Genomic DNA, 22,341 nt, shown 5'->3' on the forward strand with positions numbered 1-22,341 from the left:
GGAGTGCTATGCCGGCTGCCGTTTCCATCGTTGACGTCGTCAAGCATTTTGGCTCGCTGCAGGCGCTGGCCGGGGTTTCCCTCGAAATCGCCGAAGGCGAGTTTTTTGGTCTGCTCGGTCCGAATGGTGCCGGCAAGACGACGCTGATTTCCTCGCTGGCGGGCTTGGTGCGGCCGGATTCGGGTTCGCTGAAAGTGCTCGGCCACGACGTGATCAAGGATTTTCGCGAGGCGCGCCGTTTGCTTGGTGTTGTGCCGCAGGAACTGGTCTTCGATCCATTTTTCAACGTCCGTGAAACCCTGCAGATTCAGTCTGGCTATTTCGGTATTCGCAAGAACGACGACTGGATCGACGAGATCCTGCACAACCTCGATCTGACCAGCAAGGCTGACGTCAATATGCGCCGCCTGTCGGGCGGCATGAAGCGCCGCGTGCTGGTCGCCCAGGCGCTGGTGCACAAGCCGCCGGTCATCGTCCTCGACGAGCCGACGGCGGGGGTCGATGTCGAGTTGCGTCAGGGCTTGTGGCAATTTGTCCGTCGTCTCAATGGCGAGGGACACACCATTATCCTGACTACGCATTACCTGGAGGAAGCGGAAGCCCTGTGCGGTCGCATTGCCCTGATGAAGCAGGGGCGGGTCATCAAGCTCGACAGCACCGCCAATCTGATGGCGGCGCATCCCGGCGGCTCGCTGGAGGATGTTTTTGTGCAGGCGATGAATCAATGATTGGTTTCTCGACCCTGTTCTACAAGGAGTTGCTGCGTTTCTGGAAGGTCGCCTTTCAGACCGTCGGGGCGCCGGTGCTCACGGCATTGCTCTATCTCATGATCTTCGGTCATGTGCTTGATGAGCATGTGCAGGTGCACGGTGTCGGCTATACGACTTTCCTGGTGCCTGGCCTGGTCATGATGCAGGTCCTGCAGAATGCCTTTGCCAACTCGTCATCCAGTCTGATCCAGGCCAAGATCACCGGCTCGATTGTTTTCGTGCTGCTGCCGCCGATTCCCTACAGTGCATTCTTCGCCGCCTATGTCCTGGCCGCGGTGGCGCGCGGCCTGATGGTCGGGGCGGGGGTCTTGCTGGCGACAGTCTGGTTTACCCATTTGCAGGTAGTGGCGCCGCTCTGGATCGTTGCGTTTGCCCTGTGCGGCGGTGCGATGTTCGGGGCGCTCGGCATGATTGCCGGCATCTGGTCGGAAAAGTTCGACCAGCTTGCTGCCTTCCAGAACTTCCTGATCATGCCGCTGACCATGTTGTCCGGTGTCTTCTACTCGATTTACTCGTTGCCGACGTTTTGGCAACGCCTGTCGCATTACAATCCCGTTTTTTACATGATAGACGGCTTCCGCTATGGCTTTTTCGGCGTCTCCGACGTGGCGCCCGAAATCAGTCTGGCTGTCGTCTTTGCCTGCTTTGCAGGAGTGTCGTTGCTGACGCTCAATCTGCTCAAGCGTGGCTGGAAACTAAGAGCCTGAACCCATGCATCCCGATCAAATCAAGGAACTCATTCTCGCCGGCATGTCCTGCGATCATCTTTCGCTCGACGGCGATGGCCAGCATTTCGAGGCGCTCGTGGTCAGTGCTGAGTTTATCGGGAAGAGCCGCGTTCAGCGTCAGCAACGTGTCTATCAAACCCTCAAGGAAAAGCTCGCGACCGGGGAGTTGCATGCCCTTTCCTTCAAAACCCTGACCCCGGAAGAATGGAGCGCCCAGCGTGGATAAGTTATTGATTCAGGGCGGTAATGCCCTTTCCGGCGAAATCTCGATTTCAGGTGCCAAGAATGCAGCGCTGCCGATTCTCTGCGCTTCGCTGCTCACCTCCGATCCGGTGCATTTTACCAATGTGCCGCATCTCAACGACATTTCGACGATGCTGCGTCTGCTCGGCGACATGGGCGTTGGCGTGACTATCGACGGGGTTGATGGCCTCGAACTCAATGGTGGCGGCCTGAACAATCCGGTGGCTTCCTACGAGATGGTCAAGACCATGCGTGCGTCGATCCTCGTGCTCGGTCCGCTGGTTGCGCGCTGCGGCGAGGCGCGGGTGTCGTTACCTGGCGGCTGCGCCATCGGGGCGCGCCCGGTCGACCAGCACATCAAGGGCCTGCAGGCGATGGGCGCCGAAATCAAGGTCGAGCAGGGCTATGTTCATGCCAAGGCTGCGCGTCTGAAGGGCGCCCGCATCTGTACCGATATGGTTACCGTGACCGGCACCGAGAACCTGATGATGGCTGCCTGTCTCGCCGAAGGCGAAACGATCATCGAAAACGCGGCGCGCGAGCCGGAAGTGGTCGATCTGGCCAACTGCCTGGTCAGCATGGGGGCACGTATTTCCGGGGCCGGCACCGACATCATCCGTATCCAGGGCGTCGAAAAGCTGCATGGTGCAACGCACGCCATCATGCCCGACCGCATCGAGACCGGCACCTACCTGTGTGCGGCGGCGGCGACCGGCGGCGACGTTCGTCTGCTCAAGACTTCGGCCGCCTATCTCGATACCGTGGTCGACAAGCTGATGGATGCCGGTTGCGACATCACCGTCGAGCGCGATGCAATCCGTCTGGTCGCGCCGAAGCGCCTCAAGGCGGTCAGCCTGCGCACGGCGCCGTACCCGGCTTTCCCGACCGACATGCAGGCGCAGTTCATGGCGATCAATTGCGTCGCCGAGGGCGTTGCGACGATTCGTGAAACCATTTTCGAAAACCGCTTCATGCATGTCAGCGAACTGGTGCGCCTGGGGGCCGACATCCAGATCGAAGGCAATAATGCCATCGTGCGCGGCGTCGACCGCCTGGAAGGGGCAACGGTCATGGCCACCGATCTGCGCGCCTCGGCCTCGCTGGTAATTGCCGCTCTGGTCGCCCAGGGTGAGACGCTGATTGACCGGATCTATCATCTCGATCGCGGTTACGAGCGGATCGAGGAAAAGCTGGCGCGTCTCGGGGCGCAGGTCAAGCGCGTCCATTAAGCGTTGTGCGACAAGGCCGGGCGGGGCTTAACCCTGTCCGGAGTGTTGTTTATTCGTTGAATCGGATGCTTTTCATCGGTCGACCTCCGGCTGACGTAAAAATGTCTTTGCATTACTGATTGAAGAGGGCATACTGCGGGCTTCGGGATTTCCAGGCAGTGTTTTGTGCCTACGCCGTACCCGGCTAGTAGCGTTTATTCGTTACCTGCTTTTCGGTTTGTCAGCTCCTCGGTCTTGATTCTCGTATTTTTCTCGGGCTTGTGTTTAGCCGGCCTGTTCTACTGTTTTTTCCAAGGAAGCTATTCATGGCAACTGGTACCGTCAAGTGGTTCAACGACTCCAAAGGTTTTGGTTTTATCTCCCCGTCTGAAGGCGGCGAAGACCTCTTCGCTCACTTCTCTGCCATTCAAGGCAACGGCTTCAAGACCCTGGCCGAAAACCAAAAAGTGACGTTCGACATCGTCACCGGCCCGAAGGGCAAGCAAGCTGCCAACATTCGCCCTGCTGAATAAGTCAGGCGAAAGCGCAAGCTTCGACAAAAGCCCGGCGTCCGCCGGGCTTTTTTGTTTCCAGAAATATCGCATTGGCTGTGTCGTAGCCTGTGCAGGAGAATCATTGCATGGCTAAAGAAGAAATCATTGAACTGCCGGGCGTTGTCGCCATGGTTTTGCCGGATACCCGTTTCCGCGTCACGCTGGAAAACGGTGTTGAAGTTGTCGCCTATGTCTCGGGCAAGATGCGCAAGCACCGCATCCGTATTCTCGCCGGCGATCGTGTGACGCTGGAAATGTCGCCTTACGATCTGACCAAGGCGCGCATCAGCTTCCGTCACAAGGACGAGCGTTCTGCCGTGGCTTACGCTGCACGCCACCAATAAGCACGATCTGAAGTGCCCTGGCGTCTCGGGGATTTGCCGGCTCTGCTAAAATAGCGGTTTCGCCAATCGAGCAAGATTCCCCGTGACGACCATCACCATTGCCCTGTCCAAGGGCCGCATTTTCGACGAAACCCTGCCTTTGCTGGCAGCGGCAGGGATCGTTCCGACCGAAAACCCGGAAACCTCGCGCAAACTGATCATCGGGACCAATCGTCCTGAAGTCCGTGTTGTCATCGTGCGCGCGACCGACGTGCCGACCTACGTGCAATACGGCGCCGCCGATCTCGGCGTGGCCGGCAAGGACGTGCTGATCGAGCATGGTGGCGAAGGCCTGTACTCGCCGCTCGATCTCAAGATCGCCAAGTGCCGGATGATGGTTGCCGTGCCCGAAGGCTTCGATTACGCCAATGCCGTGCGCCAGGGCAATCGCCTCAAGGTCGCCAGCAAATACACCCAGACAGCGCGGGAACATTTCGCCAGCAAGGGCGTCCATATTGATCTGATCAAGCTGTACGGCTCGATGGAACTGGCGCCGCTGGCCGGTCTGGCCGATGCCATCGTCGACCTGGTGTCGACCGGCGGCACGCTGAAGGCCAACAAGCTGGTGGCCTGCGAGCACATCATGGACATTTCCAGCCGTCTGGTGGTCAATCAGGCTTCCCTCAAGGTCAAGCGCGAAACCCTGCAACCGATTATCGACGCCTTCGCACAGGCGGTGGAGAAATAATCCCTATGGTCGCCATCAAGCGTCTTTCAACGGTCGACGCCGATTTCACGGCAAAAATGAACGCGCTGCTCGCCTTCGAGGCGGCGTCCGATGAAGGCATCGAGCGCACCGTCGCCGGCATCCTCGCCGACGTCAAGGCGCGCGGCGATGCGGCGGTGGTCGAATACACCAATCGTTTCGATCGCCTGAGCGCAGGCGGCATGGCTGACCTTGAACTGTCCAAGGCAGAAATGCAGACGGCACTCGACGGTTTGCCGGCTGAGCAGCGTGCGGCGCTCGAAGCGGCCGCGCAGCGCGTGCGCGTCTACCACGAGAAACAAAAGCTCGAAGGCTGGTCCTACACCGAAGCCGACGGCACCATGCTCGGCCAGATGATCACGCCGCTCGACCGTGTCGGTCTCTACGTGCCGGGCGGCAAGGCGGCTTATCCGTCGTCCGTGCTGATGAACGCGATTCCGGCCAAGGTGGCCGGCGTCAAGGAACTGATCATGGTCGTGCCGACGCCGGGCGGCGAAAAGAATGCGCTGGTGCTGGCGGCGGCCTGTCTGGCCGGCGTTGACCGCGTGTTCACGATGGGCGGGGCGCAGGCGGTCGGGGCGCTCGCCTACGGAACGCAGAGCGTGCCGCAGGTCGACAAGATCGTCGGGCCGGGCAATGCCTATGTCGCCACGGCCAAGCGCCGGGTGTTCGGTATCGTCGGCATCGACATGGTGGCCGGCCCGTCGGAAATTCTCGTTGTCGCCGATGGTTCGGGCAATCCGGACTGGGTGGCGATGGACCTGTTCTCGCAGGCCGAGCACGACGAACTGGCGCAATCCATCCTGATCTGTACCGACGCGGCTTTCATCGAGCAGGTGCAGGCCAGCATCGAAAAGCTGCTGCCGAGCATGCCGCGTCGCGAGACGATCGAAACCTCGCTGACCAATCGCGGCGCTTTCATCCTGGTGCGCGATCTGGAAGAGGCGATTGCCATCGCCAACCGCGTCGCGCCGGAGCATCTCGAACTGGCGCTCGCCGAGCCCGATCCGTGGGTCAGCAAGATCCACCACGCTGGCGCCATCTTCATCGGTCACTACACCTCCGAGTCGCTCGGCGATTACTGTGCCGGTCCGAATCACGTGTTGCCGACTTCCGGTAGCGCGCGTTTCTCCTCGCCGCTCGGTGTCTATGACTTCCAGAAGCGGACCAGCCTGATCAAGGTGTCGAAGGCCGGCGCGCAGACGCTCGGGCGCATCGCTTCGACGCTGGCGCAGGGTGAAGGTCTGCCGGCGCACGCCAAGTCGGCCGAGTTCCGGCTGGAAAACTGAGCCGGAAAAGCCGTTGACCGCTGCGACTGAATTGATGCCCAAGCGCCCGGACCTCCGGGCGCTTTTTTTCGGCTTTTCCGCGGTCGGCCTGTCCGGTTTTGGCGGTGTGCTGCCCTTTGCCCGGCGCATGCTGGTCGAGGAAAAGCAGTGGATGACGGCCGAGGAATTCAACGCCCAACTCGGTCTCTGCCAGTTTCTGCCGGGTCCGAACGTGGTCAATCTGGCGGTGGTGGTTGGCAAGCGTTACGGCGGCCTGGCCGGTGCCATCGTCGCGCCGCTCGGTCTGCTGGCCGGGCCGTTTGCCATTGTGCTGTTGCTGGCCATGATCTACGACCGTTATGGCAATCTGCCGCAGGCGCAGGCGATGTTGCGCGGCATTGCGGCGGTCGGTTGCGGCCTGCTCTTTGCCATGGCCTGGCGCATGGGCGCGGCGATCAAGGAAAAAGTCTTTTTCCTGCCTTTTACGCTGTTGACCGTTGGCGCCATTGCTTTCCTGCGCTGGCCGATGCCGCTGGTCATGCTCGGCGGCCTGGTGCTGTCCGGCGGCGTGGCTTGGTGGCGGCTGGGTAAAAAATGAGCCTCGTCCTCGAACTCTTCCTTGAGTTTGTCTTGCTCTCCGGCGTCGCCTTTGGCGGCGCGACGGCCTTGCTGCCCGAGATGCATCGCGTCGTGGTCGAGCAGCATCACTGGCTCGATGACACCACCTTCACGCATCTGTACGCCATCGCCCAGGCGGCGCCGGGGCCGAACGTGCTGGTCGTTACCTTGATTGGCTGGGAGATTGCCGGTCTGGTCGGGGCACTGGCAACCACGCTGGCGATGTGTGCGCCGATGAGCGTACTGATTTATCTGCTGATCGACCGCTGGGAAAGCTTCGCCGGCAAGCGCTGGCAAAAGGCGATCAGCCTTGGTGTGGCGCCGCTTGCGGTCGGCCTGATCTTCTCCGGCGCAACGCTGATCGCGCAGGCGGCGGGTTTCGGCTGGTCGGCCTGGTTGCTGGTCGGCGCGACGCTGTTTGCCAGTCTGCGCAGCAAGTTGCATCCGTTGTGGTTCATCGGCATCGGCGCGGCGCTCGGTCTGGCTGGGCTCGTCTGATTTTGCCTGCCGGACGGCAGTCGACCGCTAGGACTGCTGGTAAGGGTTGTGCAGCCCGGCGATGACTTCCTGGAAGACGGCGCGGATCTGGCCTTCCTCGCATTCCATCAGCAGTGCATCCTCGAAGGCGTCCTGCGCCATCTGGCGCAGTTCTTCGAGGTTCTCGCGCAGCACCTTGATTTTCTCGGTGCAGGCGACGATGCTGCCGTCCGGACGTTTCCAGATGGTTTCCATGGGCTTCAGCCGAGGATTTCGCGCAGGGCCGTGGTCAGAGCCTGGCATTCGGCATCGGTGCCGATGCTGATGCGCAGGAACTGGTCGATGCGCGGCAGCTTGAAGTGGCGGACGATGATGCTGCGTTCGCGCAGCGCCTTGGCCAATTCGGCGGCGTCGTGCTGCGGGTGGCGGGCAAAAATGAAATTGGCGGCGGACGGCAGAACCTCGAAACCGAGTTCGCCCAGTTCCGCGCTCAGTGTTTCGCGCGTTGCGATCACCTTGGTGCGGCATTCTTCGAACCAGGCGCTGTCTTCCATCGCGGCGACGGCGCCGACGATGGCCAGGCGGTCGAGCGGGTAGGAGTTGAAGCTGTTCTTGACCCGCTCCAGTGCCTCGATCAGCACCGGGTGGCCGATCGCGAAACCGACGCGCAGGCCGGCCAGGGAGCGTGATTTCGACAGCGTGTGGGTGACCAGCAGATTGTCGTAGCGGTCGACCAGGGAAATGGCCGATTTTCCGCCGAAGTCGATATAGGCCTCATCGACGACGACCACCGAATCCGGATTGGCGACGAGAATCTGTTCGATGGCGTCAAGTGGCAGCAGGCGGCCGGTCGGCGCATTCGGGTTGGGGAAAATGATGCCGCCGTTCGGTCGACCGGTGTAATCGGCCGGATTGATACTGAAATCGTCGGCGAGCGGCACGGTCTGGTAAGCGATGCCGTACAGGCCGCAATACACCGGGTAGAAGCTGTAGGTGATGTCCGGAAAGAGGATGGGCTGCTCGTGCTTGAGCAGCGCCATGAACACGTGGGCCAGCACTTCGTCCGAGCTGTTGCCGACGAACACCTGGCGGGCCGTCACCGCATGCGTGCGGGCGATGGCGTTCTTGAGCAGGTCGGCGTTCGGGTCCGGGTAGAGGCGCAGGCGCGCCGCGTTGTCGCCGAGCTCGGCCTGGATCGCCGCCAGCGCCCGGGGGGAGGGCGGGTAGGGGTTTTCGTTGGTGTTGAGCTTGATCAGGTTGGCGATCTTGGGCTGTTCGCCCGGGACGTAGGGGGTAAGGTCATTGACGACCTGGCTCCAGAAGCGGCTCATGGGGTTTTCACGGGAAGCTTAAAAGTAGGCCGAAATGGTATCATGGCCCTCCGATCAAATGCCTTTTGCAGCCTTTACCCATGCGGCAAGCCGAAATCACACGCAATACCCTGGAGACGCAGATCACCGTGCGTCTCGATCTTGATGGCACCGGTCAGGGCAAATTCGCCACCGGCGTTCCCTTTCTCGACCACATGCTTGACCAGATCGCCCGACATGGCCTGATCGATCTCGACATCGTGGCCAAGGGCGATTTGCACATTGATGCGCACCACACGGTCGAGGATATCGGCATCACGCTTGGCCAGGCGCTGGCCAAGGCCTGGGGCGACAAGAAAGGCTTGACCCGTTACGGCCACAGCTACGTGCCGCTCGACGAAGCGCTGTCGCGCGTCGTCATCGACCTGTCCGGGCGTCCCGGACTCGAACTCAACTGCGAATTCACGCGCGCCGTGATCGGCCAGTTCGATGTCGACCTGGTTTCCGAATTCTTCCACGGCCTGGTCAACCACGCCGGCATGACGCTGCACATCGACAACCTGCGTGGCAAGAATGCCCACCATCAGGCCGAGACCATCTTCAAGGCCTTCGGTCGCGCCCTGCGCATGGCGGTGACGCCTGACGAGCGCATGGCCGGCGCCATGCCGTCGACGAAGGGGTCGCTGTGAGCATCGCCGTTATCGACTACGGCATGGGCAATTTGCGTTCCGTGTCGAAGGCGCTGGAGCATGTCGCCGGCGGCAAGCCGGTTATCGTGACTGCCGATCCGGCGGTTGTGGCGGCTGCCGAGCGGGTCGTGTTCCCCGGCCAGGGCGCGATGCCCGACTGCATGCGCGAACTGGATGACCGCGGCCTGCGCGCTGCCGTGCTGGCTGCCGCCAGGGATAAGCCGTTCCTCGGCATCTGTGTCGGCGAGCAGATGCTTTTCGAACACAGCGACGAGGGCAATGTGCCGGCGCTGGGCGTGTTCCCGGGCAATGTCAAACGTTTCCCCGACGAAAAAATGTACCTGCCGAGTGGCGAGCGCCTGAAGGTGCCGCACATGGGTTGGAATGAGGTGCGCCAGACACCACACGCGTTGTGGCGTGGCATCGCCGATGGTGCACGCTTTTATTTCGTGCACAGCTATTTCGTCGAACCCGCCGATCCGGCGCTGGTGATGGGCGCCTGCGACTATGGCGTCCCCTTTACCTGTGCGGTGGGCCGGGATAATATCTTCGCGGTTCAGTTCCACCCCGAGAAAAGCGCCCGCGACGGCCTGCAGCTACTGCAAAACTTTGTTGAGTGGCGTCCCTGAGACGCCTCCTGTTGCCTTCCCCTTCTTCTGATATCCCATGCTGATTATTCCCGCAATTGACCTGAAGGACGGCCAATGTGTCCGTCTCAAGCAAGGCCTGATGGAACAGGCCACCGTCTTCTCCGACAGCCCGGCCGAACAGGCCCGGCACTGGCTGGAACAGGGCGCCCGTCGTTTGCATCTGGTCGACCTGGACGGCGCCTTTGCCGGCAAGCCGAAGAACCAGGTGGCGATCAAGGCCATCCTGGCTGAAGTCGGCGATGAAATTCCGGTCCAGTTGGGCGGTGGCATCCGCGATCTCGATACCATCGAGCGCTGCCTCGATGCTGGCCTGAGCTACGTCATCATCGGTACCGCCGCGGTCAAGAATCCTGGCTTCCTGCACGATGCCTGCGTCGCCTTCCCCGGTCACATCATCGTCGGTCTCGACGCCAAGGACGGCAAGGTGGCGACCGACGGCTGGTCGAAACTGACCGGTCATGACGTTGTCGACCTCGGCAAGAAGTACGAGGATTACGGCGTCGAGTCCATCATCTATACCGACATCGGTCGCGATGGCATGCTTTCCGGCCTCAATATCGAAGCTACCGTGCGTCTCGCCCAGGCGCTGACCATTCCGGTCATCGCATCCGGCGGCTTGTCCAACCTCGACGACATCAAGGCGCTGTGCGCCGTTGAAAAGGAAGGCGTGGTCGGTACCATCGCCGGGCGTGCCGTGTACGACGGTTCCCTCGACTTCAAGGCAGCGCAGGCGCTGGCCGACGAGTTGGGCGCCTGATGCTCGCCAAGCGCATCATTCCCTGTCTTGATGTCACGGCTGGCCGGGTCGTCAAGGGGACCAATTTCGTCGGGTTGCGCGATGCCGGCGATCCGATCGAGATCGCCCGCCGCTACAACGAGCAGGGCGCCGACGAGGTGACTTTCCTCGATATCACGGCGTCCAGCGACCAGCGCGACATCATCCTGCACATCATCGAAGCCTGCGCCGAGCAGGTCTTCATTCCGCTCACCGTCGGTGGCGGCGTGCGCAAGGTCGAGGACGTGCGGCGCCTGCTCAACGCCGGGGCCGACAAGGTTTCGATGAACACCGCTGCGGTCAATGATCCGGATCTCGTCTTCAACGCGTCGAGCAAGGTCGGTTCGCAATGTATCGTCGTGGCGATCGATGCCAAGCAGACGGCACCGGGCCAGTGGCAGGTATTTACGCATGGCGGTCGCAACAATACCGGCCTCGATGCGGTCGACTGGGCAAAACGGGTCGAAATGCTCGGCGCCGGTGAAATCCTGCTTACCAGCATGGATCGGGACGGCACCAAGAATGGTTTCGATCTGGCGCTGACTCGCGCCGTTTCCGATGCCGTAAAGATTCCGGTGATCGCCTCGGGCGGGGTCGGCAATCTGCAGCACCTGGCCGACGGCGTCACCGAAGGTCGGGCCGATGCCGTGCTCGCCGCTTCCATCTTCCATTTCGGCGAATACACCGTGCGCCAGGCCAAGGAATACATGGCCGGCCGCGGCATCGAGGTTCGCCTGTGAGCGACCTCGATAACGCGTTGCCCTGGCTGGAGGCGCTCAAGTGGGACGCCGACGGCATGATTCCGGCGATTGCCCAGGACGAGAACGGGCGCGTCGTGATGTTCGCTTTCATGAATCGCGAGTCGCTGCAGGAAACGGTCAGTTCGGGCAACGCGGTATACTGGTCGCGTTCGCGCAAGCGCCTGTGGCGCAAGGGCGAAGAGTCCGGACATTTCCAGATAATCAAGTCGATCCGTACCGACTGTGATGGTGATGTCCTGCTGCTGTCGATTGAACAGGTCGGCAATATTTCCTGTCATACAGGACGGGTAAGCTGCTTCTTCAATGAATTACAGGCGGAACGATGGGTTCCCGTCGATCCGGTTTTGAAAGACCCTAAGGAAATCTACGCAAAATGAGCACGCATGACATCCTGCACCGTCTCTCCGAGACGCTGGCTTCCCGTCGCAACGCCGACCCGGAAAAATCCTATACCGCCAAGCTGTTCTCCGAAGGCCCGGATTCGATCCTGAAGAAGATCGGCGAAGAGTGCGCCGAGCTGATCATGGCCGGCAAGGATGGCAAGCGTCTGAACATCGTCTGGGAATCGACCGACGTGATCTACCACGTACTCGTCCTGCTCGCCTTCTACGGCTTGAGCATCGAGGACGTTTCCCAGGAAATGCGCCGGCGTGAAGGCATTTCCGGTATCGACGAAAAGGCGGCACGGGGCGCCAAGTGAGCGACTGCATTTTCTGCAAGATCGTGGCGGGCCAGATTCCGGCGAAGAAAGTGTTCGAGGACGAAGACATCCTCGCCTTCAACGACATCAACCCGGCCCGACCGGTCCACGTGCTGGTCATCCCGAAAAAGCACATTACCTCACTGGCCACGGCCACGCCCGAGGATACGCTGGTGCTCGGCAAGATTCTCGCCAAGGCCAACGAAATTGCCGTTGCGCAAGGAAGCCCGGACGGCTTCCGTGTCATCATCAACACCGGTCGTGTGGGGCAGCAGGAAGTGCCGCATCTACACGCGCATATCGTCGGCGGTCCGGACCCGGTCGGTCCGATGCTGAAACGTATCTAGGAGAAAGTCATGGGCAGTTTTTCCATTTGGCACTGGTTGATCGTTCTGGTCATCGTCATGCTGGTCTTCGGCACCAAGAAATTGCGTAACGTGGGCCAGGACCTGGGCGGCGCCGTCAAGGGTTTCAAGGATGGTATGAAGGAAGCCACGGCTGACAACAAACCGGCTGAAGAGCAGGCGACGCAGCAGGTCAGTGGCCAGACCATCGATGTTGAAGTCAAGGAAAAGACCAAGGGCTAGGAGCCAGTTGTCAGGATTGAGGATCGAGTGAATATGTTGCTCGATCCGCGCTCCTGAATCCTCGATCCCAGGAATCTATGTTCGATATCGGCTTTTCTGAACTCATCGTCATCGCCATCGTGGCGCTGGTCGTCATCGGTCCCGAGCGCCTGCCCAAGGTGGCGCGCACGCTCGGCCTCCTGCTCGGGCGGGCGCAGCGCTACGTCAATGATGTCAAATCCGACATCAGTCGCGAGATGCAACTGGACGAGCTGAAAAAGCTGCAGTCCCAGGTTGCCGAATCGGCCCGCACGCTGGAAAGCTCGGTGCGCAGCGAGTTTGACGCAGCCCAGAGTACGCTGGCTTCGCCCTTCCAGGAAGCTCAGTCGGCGGTTGCCGAGCTTGAGGCAACAGCCCAGTCTGCCGTGCAAGAGTCGCCTGTTGCCACCCCGTCTGTCGTTACCCCGCCGGAAAAAACCGCAGCATGAGCGACAGCCCGGAAGAGTCTTTCATTTCGCATCTGGTCGAATTGCGCGATCGCCTGCTACGCAGCCTGATCGCGGTTGGCGTGGTGCTCGGCATTCTCTGCTTCTACCCCGGTCCTGGTGATATCTACGATTTCCTGGCGGCGCCGCTGACGAGCGCCCTGCCGGAAGGGACCAAGATGGTTGCGATCGGCGTCATCACGCCGTTCATGGTGCCGCTCAAGGTGACCGCCATGGTCGCCTTCGTGCTTGCCCTGCCGTTCATCCTTTACCAGGCCTGGGCTTTCATCGCGCCCGGTCTGTACGACCATGAAAAGCGCCTGGGCATTCCGCTGATCATTTCCAGCACCTTCCTGTTCATGCTCGGCATGGCCTTCTGCTACTACTTCGTGTTCGGCCAGGTCTTCCATTTCATCACCGGTTTTGCCCCGAAGAGCATCACGCCGGCGCCGGATATCGAAGCCTACCTGTCCTTTGTGATGACCATGTTCCTCGCCTTCGGCCTGGCTTTCGAGGTGCCGGTGGCGCTCGTCGTGCTGGTCAAGCTCGGCGTGGTGACCGTGGAAAAGCTCAAGGAATGGCGCTCCTACTTCATCGTCGGCGCATTTGTCGTCGCTGCGGTGGTGACGCCGCCGGACGTGGTGTCGCAACTGGCACTGGCGATTCCGATGTGCCTGCTCTACGAGTTGGGCATCCTGGCCTCGCATCTGGTTTCCAAGCCTCGCGCCCCAGCGGTCGACGCGGCTGCCGAGGCCGAAATGGATGCTGCCGAAGCCGCTTTCCGCAACCTGGAAAAGTAGTCAGCCGGCCTTCTTGACGGGGCCGGGCATGGTTTCCCGCCTCTCCACGACATCGCCCTCGGCAAACCACCACAGGGTGCCGGGCGGCATTTCCTGCCAGCGTTCATTGTCGGTCAGCGGCAGGGTGGCAATGACGGCAACCCGGTCATGGAAATTGGTCAGGGCACGGAAGTCGACCGTAATGTCCTGATCGTTCAGGTGTGCTTCGGCAAACGGCGCCTGCCGGATGATGTAGCTGAGCCGGGTCGAGGCATGCGCAAACAGCCAGTCGCCATTCGAGAGCAGGAAATTGAACTCGCCGTGGCGAGCGACCTCAAGAGTCAGTGCGTGCAGGGCGGCAAACAATTCGGCATGCGCCGGGCAATGGCTGCCGAAGCGCTGGCGCAATTGCTGCAACAGCCAGCAGAAGGCGCGCTCGCTGTCGGTCAGGCCGACCGGGAGAAAGTTGCCATCCAGTTCGGGCGCGAAATTCAGCAGATTGCCGTTGTGCGCAAAGATCCAGTATTGCCCCCACAGTTCACGCCGGAAGGGATGCGTGTTCTCGAGGCCGATGGCCCCCTGGGTCGCCTTGCGGATATGGGCGATGACGTTCGTCGACTTGATCGGATACTGGCGAACCAGTTCGGCCACCGGTGAGGTGCAGGAGGGATTCGGGTCGAGGAAGAGCCGCGTGCCCCGGCCTTCGAAAAAGGCGATGCCCCAGCCGTCGGAATGCACGTCGGTGGCGCCGCCGCGGGCCTGGAAGCCGGTGAACGAAAAACAGATATCGGTCGGGACGTTGGCATTCATGCCCAGTAGCTGGCACATGGCTTACTCCTGGGGTGCCCGCAGGGCCGGCCGTTTGCCGATCTTGACCTGGACTTCGAGAATGTTCTTGTCGCGGCGCAGGCGGAAGGGCGTGCGCTCGTCCGGTTTGAGGGCGGCGATCAGGTCGAGCATGACCTGCGGATCCTTGACTGGTTTGCCGGCCACTGCGAGCAGGACGTCGCCGGGGCGGATGCCGGCGCTGTCGGCCGGGCTGCTGCGTACGACACCGGCGATCAGCGCGCCCTCGGTGTCGGGCAGGCCGAAGGACTCGGCGAGTTCGGCGGTGATTTCCTGGGCTTCGACGCCGATCCAGCCGCGCGTGACGGCGCCGTTCTGGATGATCTGCTCCATGATGCTCTTGATGCTGGAGACCGGTATGGCGAAGCCGATGCCGAGCGAGCCGCCGGTGCGCGAGTAGATCGCAGTGTTGATGCCGACCAAGTTGCCGTAGATATCGACCAGGGCGCCGCCCGAATTGCCGGGGTTGATCGCCGCATCGGTCTGGATGAAATTCTCGAAGGTGTTGATGCCGAGGTGCGAACGGCCGAGTGCCGAGACGATGCCCATGGTCACCGTCTGGCCGACGCCGAACGGATTGCCGATGGCGAGGACGACATCGCCGACGCGCAGGTTGTCCATCTGGCCGAAGGAGATGGCCGGCAGCTTGTCGGCCTTGATCTGCAGGATGGCGAGATCGGACTCGGGGTCGCTGCCGATGACTTTTGCTTTGAGCGTGCGCCCGTCGTTCAATGAAACCTGGATGTCGTCGGCCGCTTCGATGACGTGGTAGTTGGTCAGGACATAGCCGTTGGCGCTGACGATGACGCCCGAGCCGAGCCCGGAATTGCGCTGCGGCTGGCCTTCCGGGCGGTCGCCGAAGAAATGGCGGAAAATCGGGTCATCGAACAGCGGATGGCGTTGCGCCTTGATTTCCTGTGTCGTGTAGATATGCACGACGGAGGGCAGGGCCGAGCGCGCGGCATCACGGTAGGAACCCGGGGTGCGCGCTTCTTCGCCGGCAATGGCGGGCGCTTCCTGGAGGGCGACGACGCCGCCGCGATGGGGCAGCCACTCGGGTTTCAGGGTGGTGACGACGAACAGAATGGCGACCGCAACAGTCACCGTTTGTGCAAAAATCAGCCACAACCTCTGCATGAAAGACCGTATCGTGAAATGTGAAGCGCTGGTGGAATATCTGGATGGATTACTTGAGCTCGCCAAGTTCCGGGATTATTGCCCAAATGGCCTGCAAGTGGAAGGACGCCCGGTCATCCGGCGCATCGTGGCCGGGGTGACGGCCAGTCAGGCGCTGCTCGACGCAGCGGTCGACTGTGCTGCTGATGCCATTCTGGTGCATCACGGCTATTTCTGGAAAGGCGAGGATGGGCGTATCACCGGCATACGCAAACGCCGCCTGGGTACCTTGCTCAATCACGATATCAATCTGCTGGCCTATCATCTGCCGCTCGATGCCCATCCGCTGCTCGGCAACAACGCCCAACTGGCGAGTCGCATGGGCTGGCTGCCGGAGGGGCGTTTTGGCGAGCAGGAAATTGCCTGGCTGGGGCAGTCGACCGCTACGGACAATGCCGGCGCACTGGCCGCCAGGCTGGAAAAATTGCTGGGACGCCAGCCCTTGCTGATCGGCGACCCGGCGCGGCCGATCCGGCGGATTGCCTGGTGTTCAGGCGGTGCGCAGGGCTATTTCGAGCAGGCGATCGCGCTCGGGGTCGATGCCTATGTTTCCGGCGAGATTTCCGAACAGACCGTGCATCTGGCGAGGGAAAGCGGCGTCGCCTACCTGGCTTGCGGCCACCATGCGACCGAGCGTTTCGGGGTGCAGGCACTGGCGGCGCATCTGAGCGAAAAGTTCGCTCTCGACTGCCGTTTCATCGATATCGACAATCCGGTCTAGCGGGCGGCCCGCGTCGTCGGGCGGCGGCTGACGAAATGGGCAACTCCGGCGGCGACCAGGCCGCCGACCAGCGTGCTGAGCAGGAGCTGCAGCCAGTTGTTGCCGGATCCCCTGCGGGCTGCCGCCGGGACCGGTGCGCTGGTCGTGATGGCCGGCTGCTGCAGGCTTTGCGCGAGTTGCAGCTCATGCTTGGCGGTCAGCATTTCGGTACTCAGGGTCAGCGAAGTGTGCAGGGCATCCATTTCCTGGTTGAGCGTGCTCAGCGAGGTTTCCATCCTGAGTACGCGTTGTTCCATCTCGGAGCCCGGATTGCCGGCCGCCGGTGGATTTTCGGCTATACCGAAGTCGACCGGTGCTGCGCTCAGTACCAGACGGTCGCCTGTGCTCGGCATGGCTTGCGTGCTGCGCGGTGCGATTTCGCTGCTTGTCTGCGGGCGCGGTGGCGTCGAATTGGCGGCGGCGCGGCGTTCAGGTGCCTTGGAGGGCGGCGCGGCTTTAGCCTGTTTGCCGCGGTTGGGCGCCTGGCTTGTCTTGGTCGCGGGCGGCGAGGCCGGGGCGAGTGCTGGCCGCGGCGGTGTGCTGCGAGGCGCGGGATTGCTTTCGATTGCGACGGTTCCCGGTAGCGGCGCTTCCGGCATCAGAACGTAAGTGCGCTGCAAGTCAATGCCGCAACCGGCTTTCAGATTGATGCTGAAGACCGGTTCGGCGAGCGGCTTGCTGCCGATGAGCAGCAGGTGTGTTCCATTCCTGTTCTGCACCAAGCGAATGCGGGCATTGGTGATGACCGGCAGGTCGGCGCCAGGGATCGGGGCCAGCGTGAAACAGGCGGCATCGTTGATTTCCCTGGCGTTGCCGGTCAGCGGGATTTCCGCCAGCAATTCCTCACCGATGCGCGAGTGCAGGTTGATTTCACCGAGCCCTGCAGCGCCGGCAACGCTGCTCAGCAAGGTGCTGGCGAGCATGAGGCGGCGCATCAGGGGCAGGGTGGCTCGCTTTGTTTTTGCGAGGCGGCCTGTTGTTCTCGTTAATTCCATTCCGGCATTGTACTGGCGACAGATGGGTGAAATATTGCACACTTCTCAGCTGCTTTTTCGTTCAGGGTGAATTTTATGCCATTTGTTTTTTCTCCGGTTGCCAATTCGGCTTTGCCGGTTGCGGGTAGCGATCAGTTGTTTCCGGTGCGCCGCGTGTTTTGTGTCGGGCGCAATTACGCCGAGCATGCGCGCGAAATGGGCGCGATCGATCAGGCCGACGGACGCGAGCCGCCGTTCTTTTTCATGAAGCCGGGCGATGCGCTTGTGGGTGGTGACGGTGAACTGGCGGTGGCCTATCCGCCGCAGACGGCCAATCTGCACCATGAAGTCGAGCTGGTTGTCGCATTGCGCGCCGGCGGTGCCGACGTAGCGGTCGACGCGGCAAAAGAGCTGATTTTCGGCTACGCGGTCGGCCTCGATCTGACCCGGCGCGATCTGCAGGCGCGCGCCAAGGAGAAAGGCCATCCCTGGGACATGGGCAAGGGCTTCGACCAGTCGGCGGTGATCAGCGTGATCCAGCCGGTTGCGCAGTGCGGCCATCCGGACAGTGGACGGATCTGGCTGACGGTCAATGGGCAGGTCCGTCAGGACGGCGATCTCGCCTCGATGATGTGGAAAGTGGCGGACATCATTGCCAATCTGTCGCAGTCGGTATGTCTGGCGGCCGGCGACCTGATCTATACCGGTACGCCGGCCGGTGTCGGCCCTCTGCTGCGGGGTGATGTGCTGGCGGCAGGAGTTGACGGCGTGGCGCGCCTGCAGGCGCGCATCGTCTGAGTGCAATGAAAAACGGCGGCCATGTGCCGCCGTTTTTCAGCTTGTCGCTTATTTTGGCCGCTTGTCGATGACGCGCCTGGCTTTGCCGACCGAGCGCTCGATGCCGCCGATTTCGACCACGTCGATCTTGGCCGAAATGCCGATGTAGGACTTGATGTGGTGCTGCAGGTCGTGCGCCACGAATTCCTTTTCTGGGCCGCTGGCAAACTCGAATTCGGGCTTCAGCTCGACATTCACCTTCATCGAGTCGAGGTGGCCGTCGCGGGTGACTTCCAGCACGTAATGCGGCGACAGCTTGGGCTGGCGGAGGATCAACTCTTCGATCTGCGACGGGAAGACATTGACGCCGCGGATGATCAGCATATCGTCCGAACGGCCGGTGATCTTGCCGATGCGACGCATCGAGCGGGCGGTTGGCGGCAGCAGCCGGGTCAGGTCGCGGGTGCGATAGCGGATGACCGGCATCGCTTCCTTGGTCAGCGAAGTGAAAACGAGTTCGCCCTCGCTGCCATCGGGCAGGACTTCGCCGGTCAGCGGGTCGATGACTTCGGCGTAGAAATGGTCTTCCCAGATCACCGGGCCGTCCTTGGTCTCGGCGCACTCGTTGGCGACGCCCGGGCCGATCACTTCGGACAGGCCGTAGATGTCGATGGCGTCGATATCAAAGGCCTTTTCGATCTCGCCACGCATGGCGTCGGTCCACGGTTCGGCGCCGTGGATGCCGATGCGCAATTCGGTGCTGCGCGGATCGATACCCTGGCGGCGGAACTCGTCGGCGATGTTGAGCATGTAGGACGGCGTCACCATGATGATGTTCGGCTTGAAATCGCAGATCAGCTGGACCTGCTTTTCGGTCTGCCCGCCGGACATCGGGATCACCGTGCAGCCGAGCTTTTCGGCGCCGTAGTGGGCGCCCAGGCCGCCGGTGAACAGGCCGTAGCCGTAGGCGACATGCACGATGTCGCCCTTGCGCCCGCCGGAAGCGTAGATCGAACGGGCGATCAACTCAGCCCAGGTGTCGATGTCCTTCTGCGTGTAGCCGACGACGGTCGGCTTGCCGGTCGTGCCGCTCGAGGCGTGGATGCGCACGACGTCCTGGCGCGGTACGGCAAACATGCCGTAGGGGTAGTTGTCGCGCAGATCCTGCTTGGTGGTGAACGGAAATCTGGCGATATCGGACAACTGGCGGAAGTCATCCGGATGGACGCCGGCGGCGTCGAACTTTGCCTTGTAGTGCGGCACATTGGCGTAGACGTGCTGCAGTGTCCATTTGAGACGTTCTGTCTGGAGTGCCACGATTTCGTCGCGGCTGGCGGTTTCTATGGCGTGCAGGCCTTTATTCATTATGTAACTCCTCCTCAGCCCCGAATTTTCGTTTGCCGACCGGAAGCCGCGCTTGAGCCAGATCAATTCTGCATGTTTTTGCCGGTCGACCGCTGGCCGGCAAATGCCGCATGCGACAATTCCCGTCATGCTTCTTGCCGCCGTCCGCGGGCTTCTTGCCCATGCCTTCCCGATCCTGATCGCCCAGCTTTCCTCCATCGGCATGATGGTGGTCGATACCGCCGTGCTCGGCCATGTCAGTCCGCTCGACCTGGCGGCGGTGGCCATTGGCGGCGGTATTCACATTTCGGTGGTGTTCGCGCTGGTCGGCATTCTGCAGGCGGTGGCGCCGCTGGTTGCGCACCTGCACGGCGCGCGGCGCGACGGGGAGGTGGCCGGTGTCCTGCAGCAGGGATTCTGGCTGGCCTTGCTGCTGAGTGTGCCGGGCGTGCTGTTTCTGACCCATCCCGGTGCTGTACTCGGCATGGCGGGAATGGAAGCGGCGGTCGAGAGCAAGGTCCGGTTGTACCTCGCGATGCTGGCCTGGAGTTTGCCGGCCTCGCTTTGCTATCGGACTTTCTATGCCTTCTGTAATGCACTGGGGCGACCGCGCGTACTGATGGTGATCGGGTTGGCGGCGCTGCCGCTGCATGCTGTCCTGGCCTGGGGCTTCGCCCTGCAAGGCTGGCTGGGCGAAGCATTGGGTGTGGCCGGCTGCGCCCTGTCCAATATCGTGATCGCCTGGGTGGCCTGTCTGGCGGCCGGCGCGTATCTCGCCTACGGGCCGCTGGGGGTGCGTTACCGGCCGTTCTCCGACTGGAAAAAGCCGGACGGGAAAACCTGGCGGGAGTTGTTGCGCCTTGGTTTGCCGATGGGCTTTTCCAATCTGGTGGAGATTACGGCGTTTACGCTGATTGCCCTGTTTGTCGCGCCCTTGGGGGCAGAGATCGTGGCCGGGCATCGTATCGTCGCCAATCTGGCCGCGCTTTGTTACATGCTTCCCCTGTCGCTGGCGATTGCGACGCTTTCCGCTGTCGGGCAGGCGGTCGGGGCGCGCGACTGGCCGCGGGCGCATGCCGTGATCGGTGCCGGCCTGCTGCTCGCCGCCGGCTTGTCGACTCTGCTCGGTGGATTGCTCTGGCTGGCAGCAGCGCCGCTGGTGGCTGCCTACACGGATGATCCTGGTGTGCGGGCGGTGGCCATGAGTCTGGTTGCCTATATTGCCCTCTATCAGTTCTTTGATGCCTTGCAGACGGTTGCCGGCCATGTTTTGCGTGCCTACCGGGTGACCTTCGTGCCGATGTTGATCCAGACTTTCTGTTTCTGGGGTGTCGGCCTGTGGGGCGGCTGGTGGCTGTGTTATCACGCTTCGCCTCCGCTCGGCATCGACGGTTTCTGGCTCGGCTCGGTGGCCAGCCTGGTGTGTGCCGCGCTCTTGCTGGGGCCGTTGCTATGGCAGGCGGTTCGAGGTACGGAATCGGCGCCGTAATTATGAATTTTGGCCCGCAATGATTTTTGCCGTATGTGGTAATATTTTGGGTCCAAGACGGTATAACCGGGCGGGGTCAGGGGGAAACTCGGCCACTGCTCATTGCTCGCAACTCAACTAAACGCAAGGAAAGCGCATGAAAATTCACGAATATCAGGGCAAACAACTCCTGAAAAAATTCGGCGTTACGGTTCCGCGCGGGATTCACTGCACGACCGTCGATGACGCGGTCAAGGCAGCAGAAACCCTGGGCGGCAAGGTTTGGGTCGTCAAAGCCCAGATTCACGCCGGTGGCCGTGGCAAGGGTGGCGGCGTCAAGGTCGCAACCTCCCTGGAAAAAGTGCGCGAATACGCCAGCCAGATTCTCGGCATGCAGCTGATCACGCACCAGACCGGTCCGGAAGGCCAGAAGGTTCGTCACCTGCTGATCGAAGAAGGCGCTGACATCCAGCACGAGTACTACGTTGCAGCGCTGACCGACCGCGCCACGCAGTCTGTCGCGATCATGGCCTCCTACGAAGGCGGCATGGACATCGAAGAAGTTGCCCACAACACCCCGGAAAAGATCGTCAAGGTCTTCGTCAACCCGCTGGTCGGCCTGACCGACGAGCAAGGCCTGGAACTGGCCAAGGGCATGGGTATGCTGGAAGCCTCCATTCCGCAGTGTATCGACACGTTGAAGAAGCTCTACACCTGCTACATGGAAACCGATGCTTCGCTGGCCGAAATCAATCCGCTGATCCACGAAGGCGACGGCACCGTCAAGGCCATTGACGCCAAGTTCAACTTCGACTCCAACGCCCTCTATCGTCAGCAGGAAATCGTCGCCATGCGCGACCTGGATGAAGAAGATGCCGACGAAATCGAAGCTTCCAAGTTCGATCTGGCCTACATCTCCCTCGACGGCAACATCGGCTGTCTGGTGAACGGTGCCGGTCTGGCCATGGCCACGATGGACACCATCAAGCTGTTCGGCGCCGAGCCGGCCAACTTCCTCGACGTCGGTGGCGGTGCCACGACCGAGAAGGTGACCGAAGCCTTCAAGATCATGCTCAAGAACACCAAGGTCAAGGGCATTCTGGTCAACATCTTCGGTGGCATCATGAAGTGCGACACCATTGCTGCCGGCGTCGTTGCCGCTGCCAAGGAAGTCAATCTGGCCGTGCCGCTGGTCGTCCGCATGAAGGGCACCAACGAAGACATGGGCAAGCAGATCCTCAAGGATTCCGGTCTGCCTATCATTTCTGCCGATTCCATGGCCGAAGCCGCCACCAAGATCGTCGCTGCGGTCAAGTAAGGAGCTAT

At 61.6% G+C, this 22,341-nt stretch carries 29 protein-coding genes and 1 pseudogene; 24 read left to right on the top strand and 6 right to left on the bottom strand.

The window, feature by feature from the left end; all coding sequences use genetic code 11:
• Nucleotides 1-8 precede the first annotated feature (8 nt).
• The 10 genes and pseudogenes from KIG99_RS13765 to KIG99_RS13810 form a co-directional block, all read left to right on the top strand.
• Nucleotides 9-671 (top strand): annotated as a pseudogene (locus tag KIG99_RS13765) (ABC transporter ATP-binding protein); the annotation flags it as partial.
• Nucleotides 672-724: 53 nt separating this feature from the next.
• Nucleotides 725-1,477 (top strand): ABC transporter permease, encoded by a 753-nt coding sequence (locus tag KIG99_RS13770; protein ID WP_226460675.1) that lies wholly within the window; start codon nucleotides 725-727, stop codon nucleotides 1,475-1,477.
• A 4-nt stretch (nucleotides 1,478-1,481) separates the two neighbouring features.
• Nucleotides 1,482-1,724, top strand: coding sequence for a BolA family protein (locus KIG99_RS13775; protein ID WP_226460676.1), 243 nt, complete (start codon nucleotides 1,482-1,484; stop codon nucleotides 1,722-1,724).
• Complete coding sequence (gene murA / locus KIG99_RS13780) at nucleotides 1,717-2,970, top strand: UDP-N-acetylglucosamine 1-carboxyvinyltransferase (RefSeq protein ID WP_226460677.1); 1,254 nt, start codon at nucleotides 1,717-1,719, stop codon at nucleotides 2,968-2,970. The genes KIG99_RS13775 and murA overlap by 8 nt, the downstream gene beginning before the upstream one ends.
• 305 nt (nucleotides 2,971-3,275) lie before the next feature.
• Complete coding sequence (locus tag KIG99_RS13785; protein WP_226442526.1) at nucleotides 3,276-3,482, top strand: cold-shock protein; 207 nt, start codon at nucleotides 3,276-3,278, stop codon at nucleotides 3,480-3,482.
• 107 nt (nucleotides 3,483-3,589) lie between these two features.
• A complete protein-coding gene (gene infA / locus KIG99_RS13790; protein WP_226442527.1) occupies nucleotides 3,590-3,847 on the top strand; it encodes a translation initiation factor IF-1 in 258 nt (85 codons plus the stop codon).
• Nucleotides 3,848-3,929: 82 nt separating this feature from the next.
• A complete protein-coding gene (hisG, locus tag KIG99_RS13795; RefSeq protein ID WP_226442528.1) occupies nucleotides 3,930-4,574 on the top strand; it encodes an ATP phosphoribosyltransferase in 645 nt (214 codons plus the stop codon).
• A gap of 5 nt (nucleotides 4,575-4,579) precedes the next feature.
• A complete protein-coding gene (hisD, locus tag KIG99_RS13800) occupies nucleotides 4,580-5,881 on the top strand; it encodes a histidinol dehydrogenase (RefSeq protein WP_226460678.1) in 1,302 nt (433 codons plus the stop codon).
• Between the two features lie 13 nt (nucleotides 5,882-5,894).
• Nucleotides 5,895-6,458: a chromate transporter gene (locus KIG99_RS13805; protein WP_226460679.1), complete on the top strand. Its 564-nt coding sequence runs from the start codon at nucleotides 5,895-5,897 to the stop codon at nucleotides 6,456-6,458.
• Nucleotides 6,455-6,976, top strand: coding sequence for a chromate transporter (locus KIG99_RS13810; protein ID WP_226460680.1), 522 nt, complete (start codon nucleotides 6,455-6,457; stop codon nucleotides 6,974-6,976). Before KIG99_RS13805 ends, KIG99_RS13810 begins: the two co-directional genes overlap by 4 nt.
• A gap of 27 nt (nucleotides 6,977-7,003) precedes the next feature.
• On the opposite strand, the gene KIG99_RS13815 is transcribed toward KIG99_RS13810, so the two are convergent.
• Both KIG99_RS13815 and hisC read right to left on the bottom strand, forming a co-directional pair.
• Nucleotides 7,004-7,210, bottom strand: a complete 207-nt coding sequence (locus KIG99_RS13815) for a hypothetical protein (RefSeq protein WP_226460681.1) — start codon at nucleotides 7,208-7,210, stop codon at nucleotides 7,004-7,006.
• Nucleotides 7,211-7,215: 5 nt separating this feature from the next.
• A complete protein-coding gene (gene hisC, locus KIG99_RS13820; protein WP_226460682.1) occupies nucleotides 7,216-8,286 on the bottom strand; it encodes a histidinol-phosphate transaminase in 1,071 nt (356 codons plus the stop codon).
• An 80-nt stretch (nucleotides 8,287-8,366) separates the two neighbouring features.
• Between hisC and hisB the strand changes: the two genes are divergently transcribed.
• The 10 genes from hisB (at nucleotide 8,367) to tatC (ending at nucleotide 13,691) form a co-directional block, all read left to right on the top strand.
• Nucleotides 8,367-8,954, top strand: coding sequence for an imidazoleglycerol-phosphate dehydratase HisB (gene hisB, locus KIG99_RS13825; RefSeq protein WP_226460683.1), 588 nt, complete (start codon nucleotides 8,367-8,369; stop codon nucleotides 8,952-8,954).
• Entirely contained in the window at nucleotides 8,951-9,583 is a 633-nt protein-coding gene (hisH, locus tag KIG99_RS13830; RefSeq protein ID WP_226460684.1) for an imidazole glycerol phosphate synthase subunit HisH, read from the top strand. Before hisB ends, hisH begins: the two co-directional genes overlap by 4 nt.
• Nucleotides 9,584-9,620: 37 nt before the next feature.
• A complete protein-coding gene (hisA, locus tag KIG99_RS13835) occupies nucleotides 9,621-10,361 on the top strand; it encodes a 1-(5-phosphoribosyl)-5-[(5-phosphoribosylamino)methylideneamino]imidazole-4-carboxamide isomerase (RefSeq protein ID WP_226442536.1) in 741 nt (246 codons plus the stop codon).
• Nucleotides 10,361-11,119 (top strand): imidazole glycerol phosphate synthase subunit HisF, encoded by a 759-nt coding sequence (hisF, locus tag KIG99_RS13840; protein WP_226460685.1) that lies wholly within the window; start codon nucleotides 10,361-10,363, stop codon nucleotides 11,117-11,119. Before hisA ends, hisF begins: the two co-directional genes overlap by 1 nt.
• On the top strand, nucleotides 11,116-11,517 hold the full coding sequence (gene hisI, locus KIG99_RS13845) for a phosphoribosyl-AMP cyclohydrolase (protein WP_226460686.1): 402 nt from the start codon (nucleotides 11,116-11,118) through the stop codon (nucleotides 11,515-11,517). The genes hisF and hisI overlap by 4 nt, the downstream gene beginning before the upstream one ends.
• On the top strand, nucleotides 11,514-11,840 hold the full coding sequence (locus KIG99_RS13850) for a phosphoribosyl-ATP diphosphatase (RefSeq protein ID WP_226442539.1): 327 nt from the start codon (nucleotides 11,514-11,516) through the stop codon (nucleotides 11,838-11,840). The genes hisI and KIG99_RS13850 overlap by 4 nt, the downstream gene beginning before the upstream one ends.
• Entirely contained in the window at nucleotides 11,837-12,187 is a 351-nt protein-coding gene (locus tag KIG99_RS13855; RefSeq protein ID WP_226442540.1) for a histidine triad nucleotide-binding protein, read from the top strand. Before KIG99_RS13850 ends, KIG99_RS13855 begins: the two co-directional genes overlap by 4 nt.
• 9 nt (nucleotides 12,188-12,196) lie before the next feature.
• Complete coding sequence (tatA, locus tag KIG99_RS13860) at nucleotides 12,197-12,427, top strand: Sec-independent protein translocase subunit TatA (protein ID WP_226442541.1); 231 nt, start codon at nucleotides 12,197-12,199, stop codon at nucleotides 12,425-12,427.
• Nucleotides 12,428-12,504: 77 nt separating this feature from the next.
• On the top strand, nucleotides 12,505-12,894 hold the full coding sequence (tatB, locus tag KIG99_RS13865; protein ID WP_226460687.1) for a Sec-independent protein translocase protein TatB: 390 nt from the start codon (nucleotides 12,505-12,507) through the stop codon (nucleotides 12,892-12,894).
• On the top strand, nucleotides 12,891-13,691 hold the full coding sequence (gene tatC, locus KIG99_RS13870) for a twin-arginine translocase subunit TatC (RefSeq protein ID WP_226460688.1): 801 nt from the start codon (nucleotides 12,891-12,893) through the stop codon (nucleotides 13,689-13,691). Before tatB ends, tatC begins: the two co-directional genes overlap by 4 nt.
• Here the strand turns inward: tatC and KIG99_RS13875 are convergent, their stop codons facing one another.
• Both KIG99_RS13875 and KIG99_RS13880 read right to left on the bottom strand, forming a co-directional pair.
• On the bottom strand, nucleotides 13,692-14,498 hold the full coding sequence (locus KIG99_RS13875) for a class II glutamine amidotransferase (protein ID WP_226460689.1): 807 nt from the start codon (nucleotides 14,496-14,498) through the stop codon (nucleotides 13,692-13,694).
• A gap of 3 nt (nucleotides 14,499-14,501) precedes the next feature.
• Nucleotides 14,502-15,653, bottom strand: a complete 1,152-nt coding sequence (locus tag KIG99_RS13880) for a Do family serine endopeptidase (protein WP_226460690.1) — start codon at nucleotides 15,651-15,653, stop codon at nucleotides 14,502-14,504.
• Nucleotides 15,654-15,666: 13 nt separating this feature from the next.
• On the opposite strand from KIG99_RS13880, the gene KIG99_RS13885 reads away from it, so the two are divergent.
• Nucleotides 15,667-16,413 carry a Nif3-like dinuclear metal center hexameric protein gene (locus tag KIG99_RS13885; RefSeq protein WP_404817905.1) on the top strand — a complete coding sequence of 249 codons (747 nt, stop codon included), beginning with the start codon at nucleotides 15,667-15,669 and terminating at the stop codon, nucleotides 16,411-16,413.
• Here the strand turns inward: KIG99_RS13885 and KIG99_RS13890 are convergent.
• Entirely contained in the window at nucleotides 16,410-17,387 is a 978-nt protein-coding gene (locus KIG99_RS13890) for a type IV pilus assembly protein FimV (RefSeq protein ID WP_226460692.1), read from the bottom strand. The genes KIG99_RS13885 and KIG99_RS13890 overlap by 4 nt on opposite strands.
• 135 nt (nucleotides 17,388-17,522) lie before the next feature.
• Between KIG99_RS13890 and KIG99_RS13895 the strand changes: the two genes are divergently transcribed.
• Nucleotides 17,523-18,224 carry a fumarylacetoacetate hydrolase family protein gene (locus tag KIG99_RS13895; protein ID WP_226460693.1) on the top strand — a complete coding sequence of 234 codons (702 nt, stop codon included), beginning with the start codon at nucleotides 17,523-17,525 and terminating at the stop codon, nucleotides 18,222-18,224.
• Nucleotides 18,225-18,272: 48 nt separating this feature from the next.
• On the opposite strand, the gene paaK is transcribed toward KIG99_RS13895, so the two are convergent.
• Nucleotides 18,273-19,568 (bottom strand): phenylacetate--CoA ligase PaaK, encoded by a 1,296-nt coding sequence (gene paaK / locus KIG99_RS13900; RefSeq protein ID WP_226460694.1) that lies wholly within the window; start codon nucleotides 19,566-19,568, stop codon nucleotides 18,273-18,275.
• A 127-nt stretch (nucleotides 19,569-19,695) separates the two neighbouring features.
• Here paaK and KIG99_RS13905 point away from each other — a divergent pair, with 127 nt between their 5' ends.
• Nucleotides 19,696-21,036: an MATE family efflux transporter gene (locus tag KIG99_RS13905; protein WP_226460695.1), complete on the top strand. Its 1,341-nt coding sequence runs from the start codon at nucleotides 19,696-19,698 to the stop codon at nucleotides 21,034-21,036.
• A gap of 136 nt (nucleotides 21,037-21,172) precedes the next feature.
• Entirely contained in the window at nucleotides 21,173-22,333 is a 1,161-nt protein-coding gene (gene sucC / locus KIG99_RS13910; protein ID WP_226460696.1) for an ADP-forming succinate--CoA ligase subunit beta, read from the top strand.
• The last annotated feature ends 8 nt before the right edge of the window (nucleotides 22,334-22,341 follow it).

The sequence above is a fragment of the Quatrionicoccus australiensis genome, assembly GCF_020510425.1.
Taxonomy (GTDB): Bacteria; Pseudomonadota; Gammaproteobacteria; order Burkholderiales; family Rhodocyclaceae; genus Azonexus; species Azonexus australiensis_A.

Excerpts from the sequence above, each read along its gene's own strand:
- KIG99_RS13895 (WP_226460693.1), top strand. The coding sequence starts at position 17,523 with ATGCCATTTGTTTTTTCTCCGGTTGCCAATTCGGCTTTGCCGGTTGCG.
- KIG99_RS13905 (WP_226460695.1), top strand. The coding sequence starts at position 19,696 with ATGCTTCTTGCCGCCGTCCGCGGGCTTCTTGCCCATGCCTTCCCGATC.
- tatB (WP_226460687.1), top strand. The coding sequence starts at position 12,505 with ATGTTCGATATCGGCTTTTCTGAACTCATCGTCATCGCCATCGTGGCG.
- hisA (WP_226442536.1), top strand. The coding sequence starts at position 9,621 with ATGCTGATTATTCCCGCAATTGACCTGAAGGACGGCCAATGTGTCCGT.
- KIG99_RS13880 (WP_226460690.1), bottom strand. The coding sequence starts at position 15,653 with ATGCAGAGGTTGTGGCTGATTTTTGCACAAACGGTGACTGTTGCGGTC.
- KIG99_RS13875 (WP_226460689.1), bottom strand. The coding sequence starts at position 14,498 with ATGTGCCAGCTACTGGGCATGAATGCCAACGTCCCGACCGATATCTGT.
- KIG99_RS13770 (WP_226460675.1), top strand. The coding sequence starts at position 725 with ATGATTGGTTTCTCGACCCTGTTCTACAAGGAGTTGCTGCGTTTCTGG.
- infA (WP_226442527.1), top strand. The coding sequence starts at position 3,590 with ATGGCTAAAGAAGAAATCATTGAACTGCCGGGCGTTGTCGCCATGGTT.
- sucC (WP_226460696.1), top strand. The coding sequence starts at position 21,173 with ATGAAAATTCACGAATATCAGGGCAAACAACTCCTGAAAAAATTCGGC.
- tatA (WP_226442541.1), top strand. The coding sequence starts at position 12,197 with ATGGGCAGTTTTTCCATTTGGCACTGGTTGATCGTTCTGGTCATCGTC.
- KIG99_RS13890 (WP_226460692.1), bottom strand. The coding sequence starts at position 17,387 with ATGCGCCGCCTCATGCTCGCCAGCACCTTGCTGAGCAGCGTTGCCGGC.
- hisD (WP_226460678.1), top strand. The coding sequence starts at position 4,580 with ATGGTCGCCATCAAGCGTCTTTCAACGGTCGACGCCGATTTCACGGCA.
- KIG99_RS13785 (WP_226442526.1), top strand. The coding sequence starts at position 3,276 with ATGGCAACTGGTACCGTCAAGTGGTTCAACGACTCCAAAGGTTTTGGT.
- tatC (WP_226460688.1), top strand. The coding sequence starts at position 12,891 with ATGAGCGACAGCCCGGAAGAGTCTTTCATTTCGCATCTGGTCGAATTG.
- KIG99_RS13815 (WP_226460681.1), bottom strand. The coding sequence starts at position 7,210 with ATGGAAACCATCTGGAAACGTCCGGACGGCAGCATCGTCGCCTGCACC.
- hisB (WP_226460683.1), top strand. The coding sequence starts at position 8,367 with ATGCGGCAAGCCGAAATCACACGCAATACCCTGGAGACGCAGATCACC.
- KIG99_RS13850 (WP_226442539.1), top strand. The coding sequence starts at position 11,514 with ATGAGCACGCATGACATCCTGCACCGTCTCTCCGAGACGCTGGCTTCC.
- paaK (WP_226460694.1), bottom strand. The coding sequence starts at position 19,568 with ATGAATAAAGGCCTGCACGCCATAGAAACCGCCAGCCGCGACGAAATC.
- hisF (WP_226460685.1), top strand. The coding sequence starts at position 10,361 with ATGCTCGCCAAGCGCATCATTCCCTGTCTTGATGTCACGGCTGGCCGG.
- KIG99_RS13810 (WP_226460680.1), top strand. The coding sequence starts at position 6,455 with ATGAGCCTCGTCCTCGAACTCTTCCTTGAGTTTGTCTTGCTCTCCGGC.
- KIG99_RS13775 (WP_226460676.1), top strand. The coding sequence starts at position 1,482 with ATGCATCCCGATCAAATCAAGGAACTCATTCTCGCCGGCATGTCCTGC.
- hisC (WP_226460682.1), bottom strand. The coding sequence starts at position 8,286 with ATGAGCCGCTTCTGGAGCCAGGTCGTCAATGACCTTACCCCCTACGTC.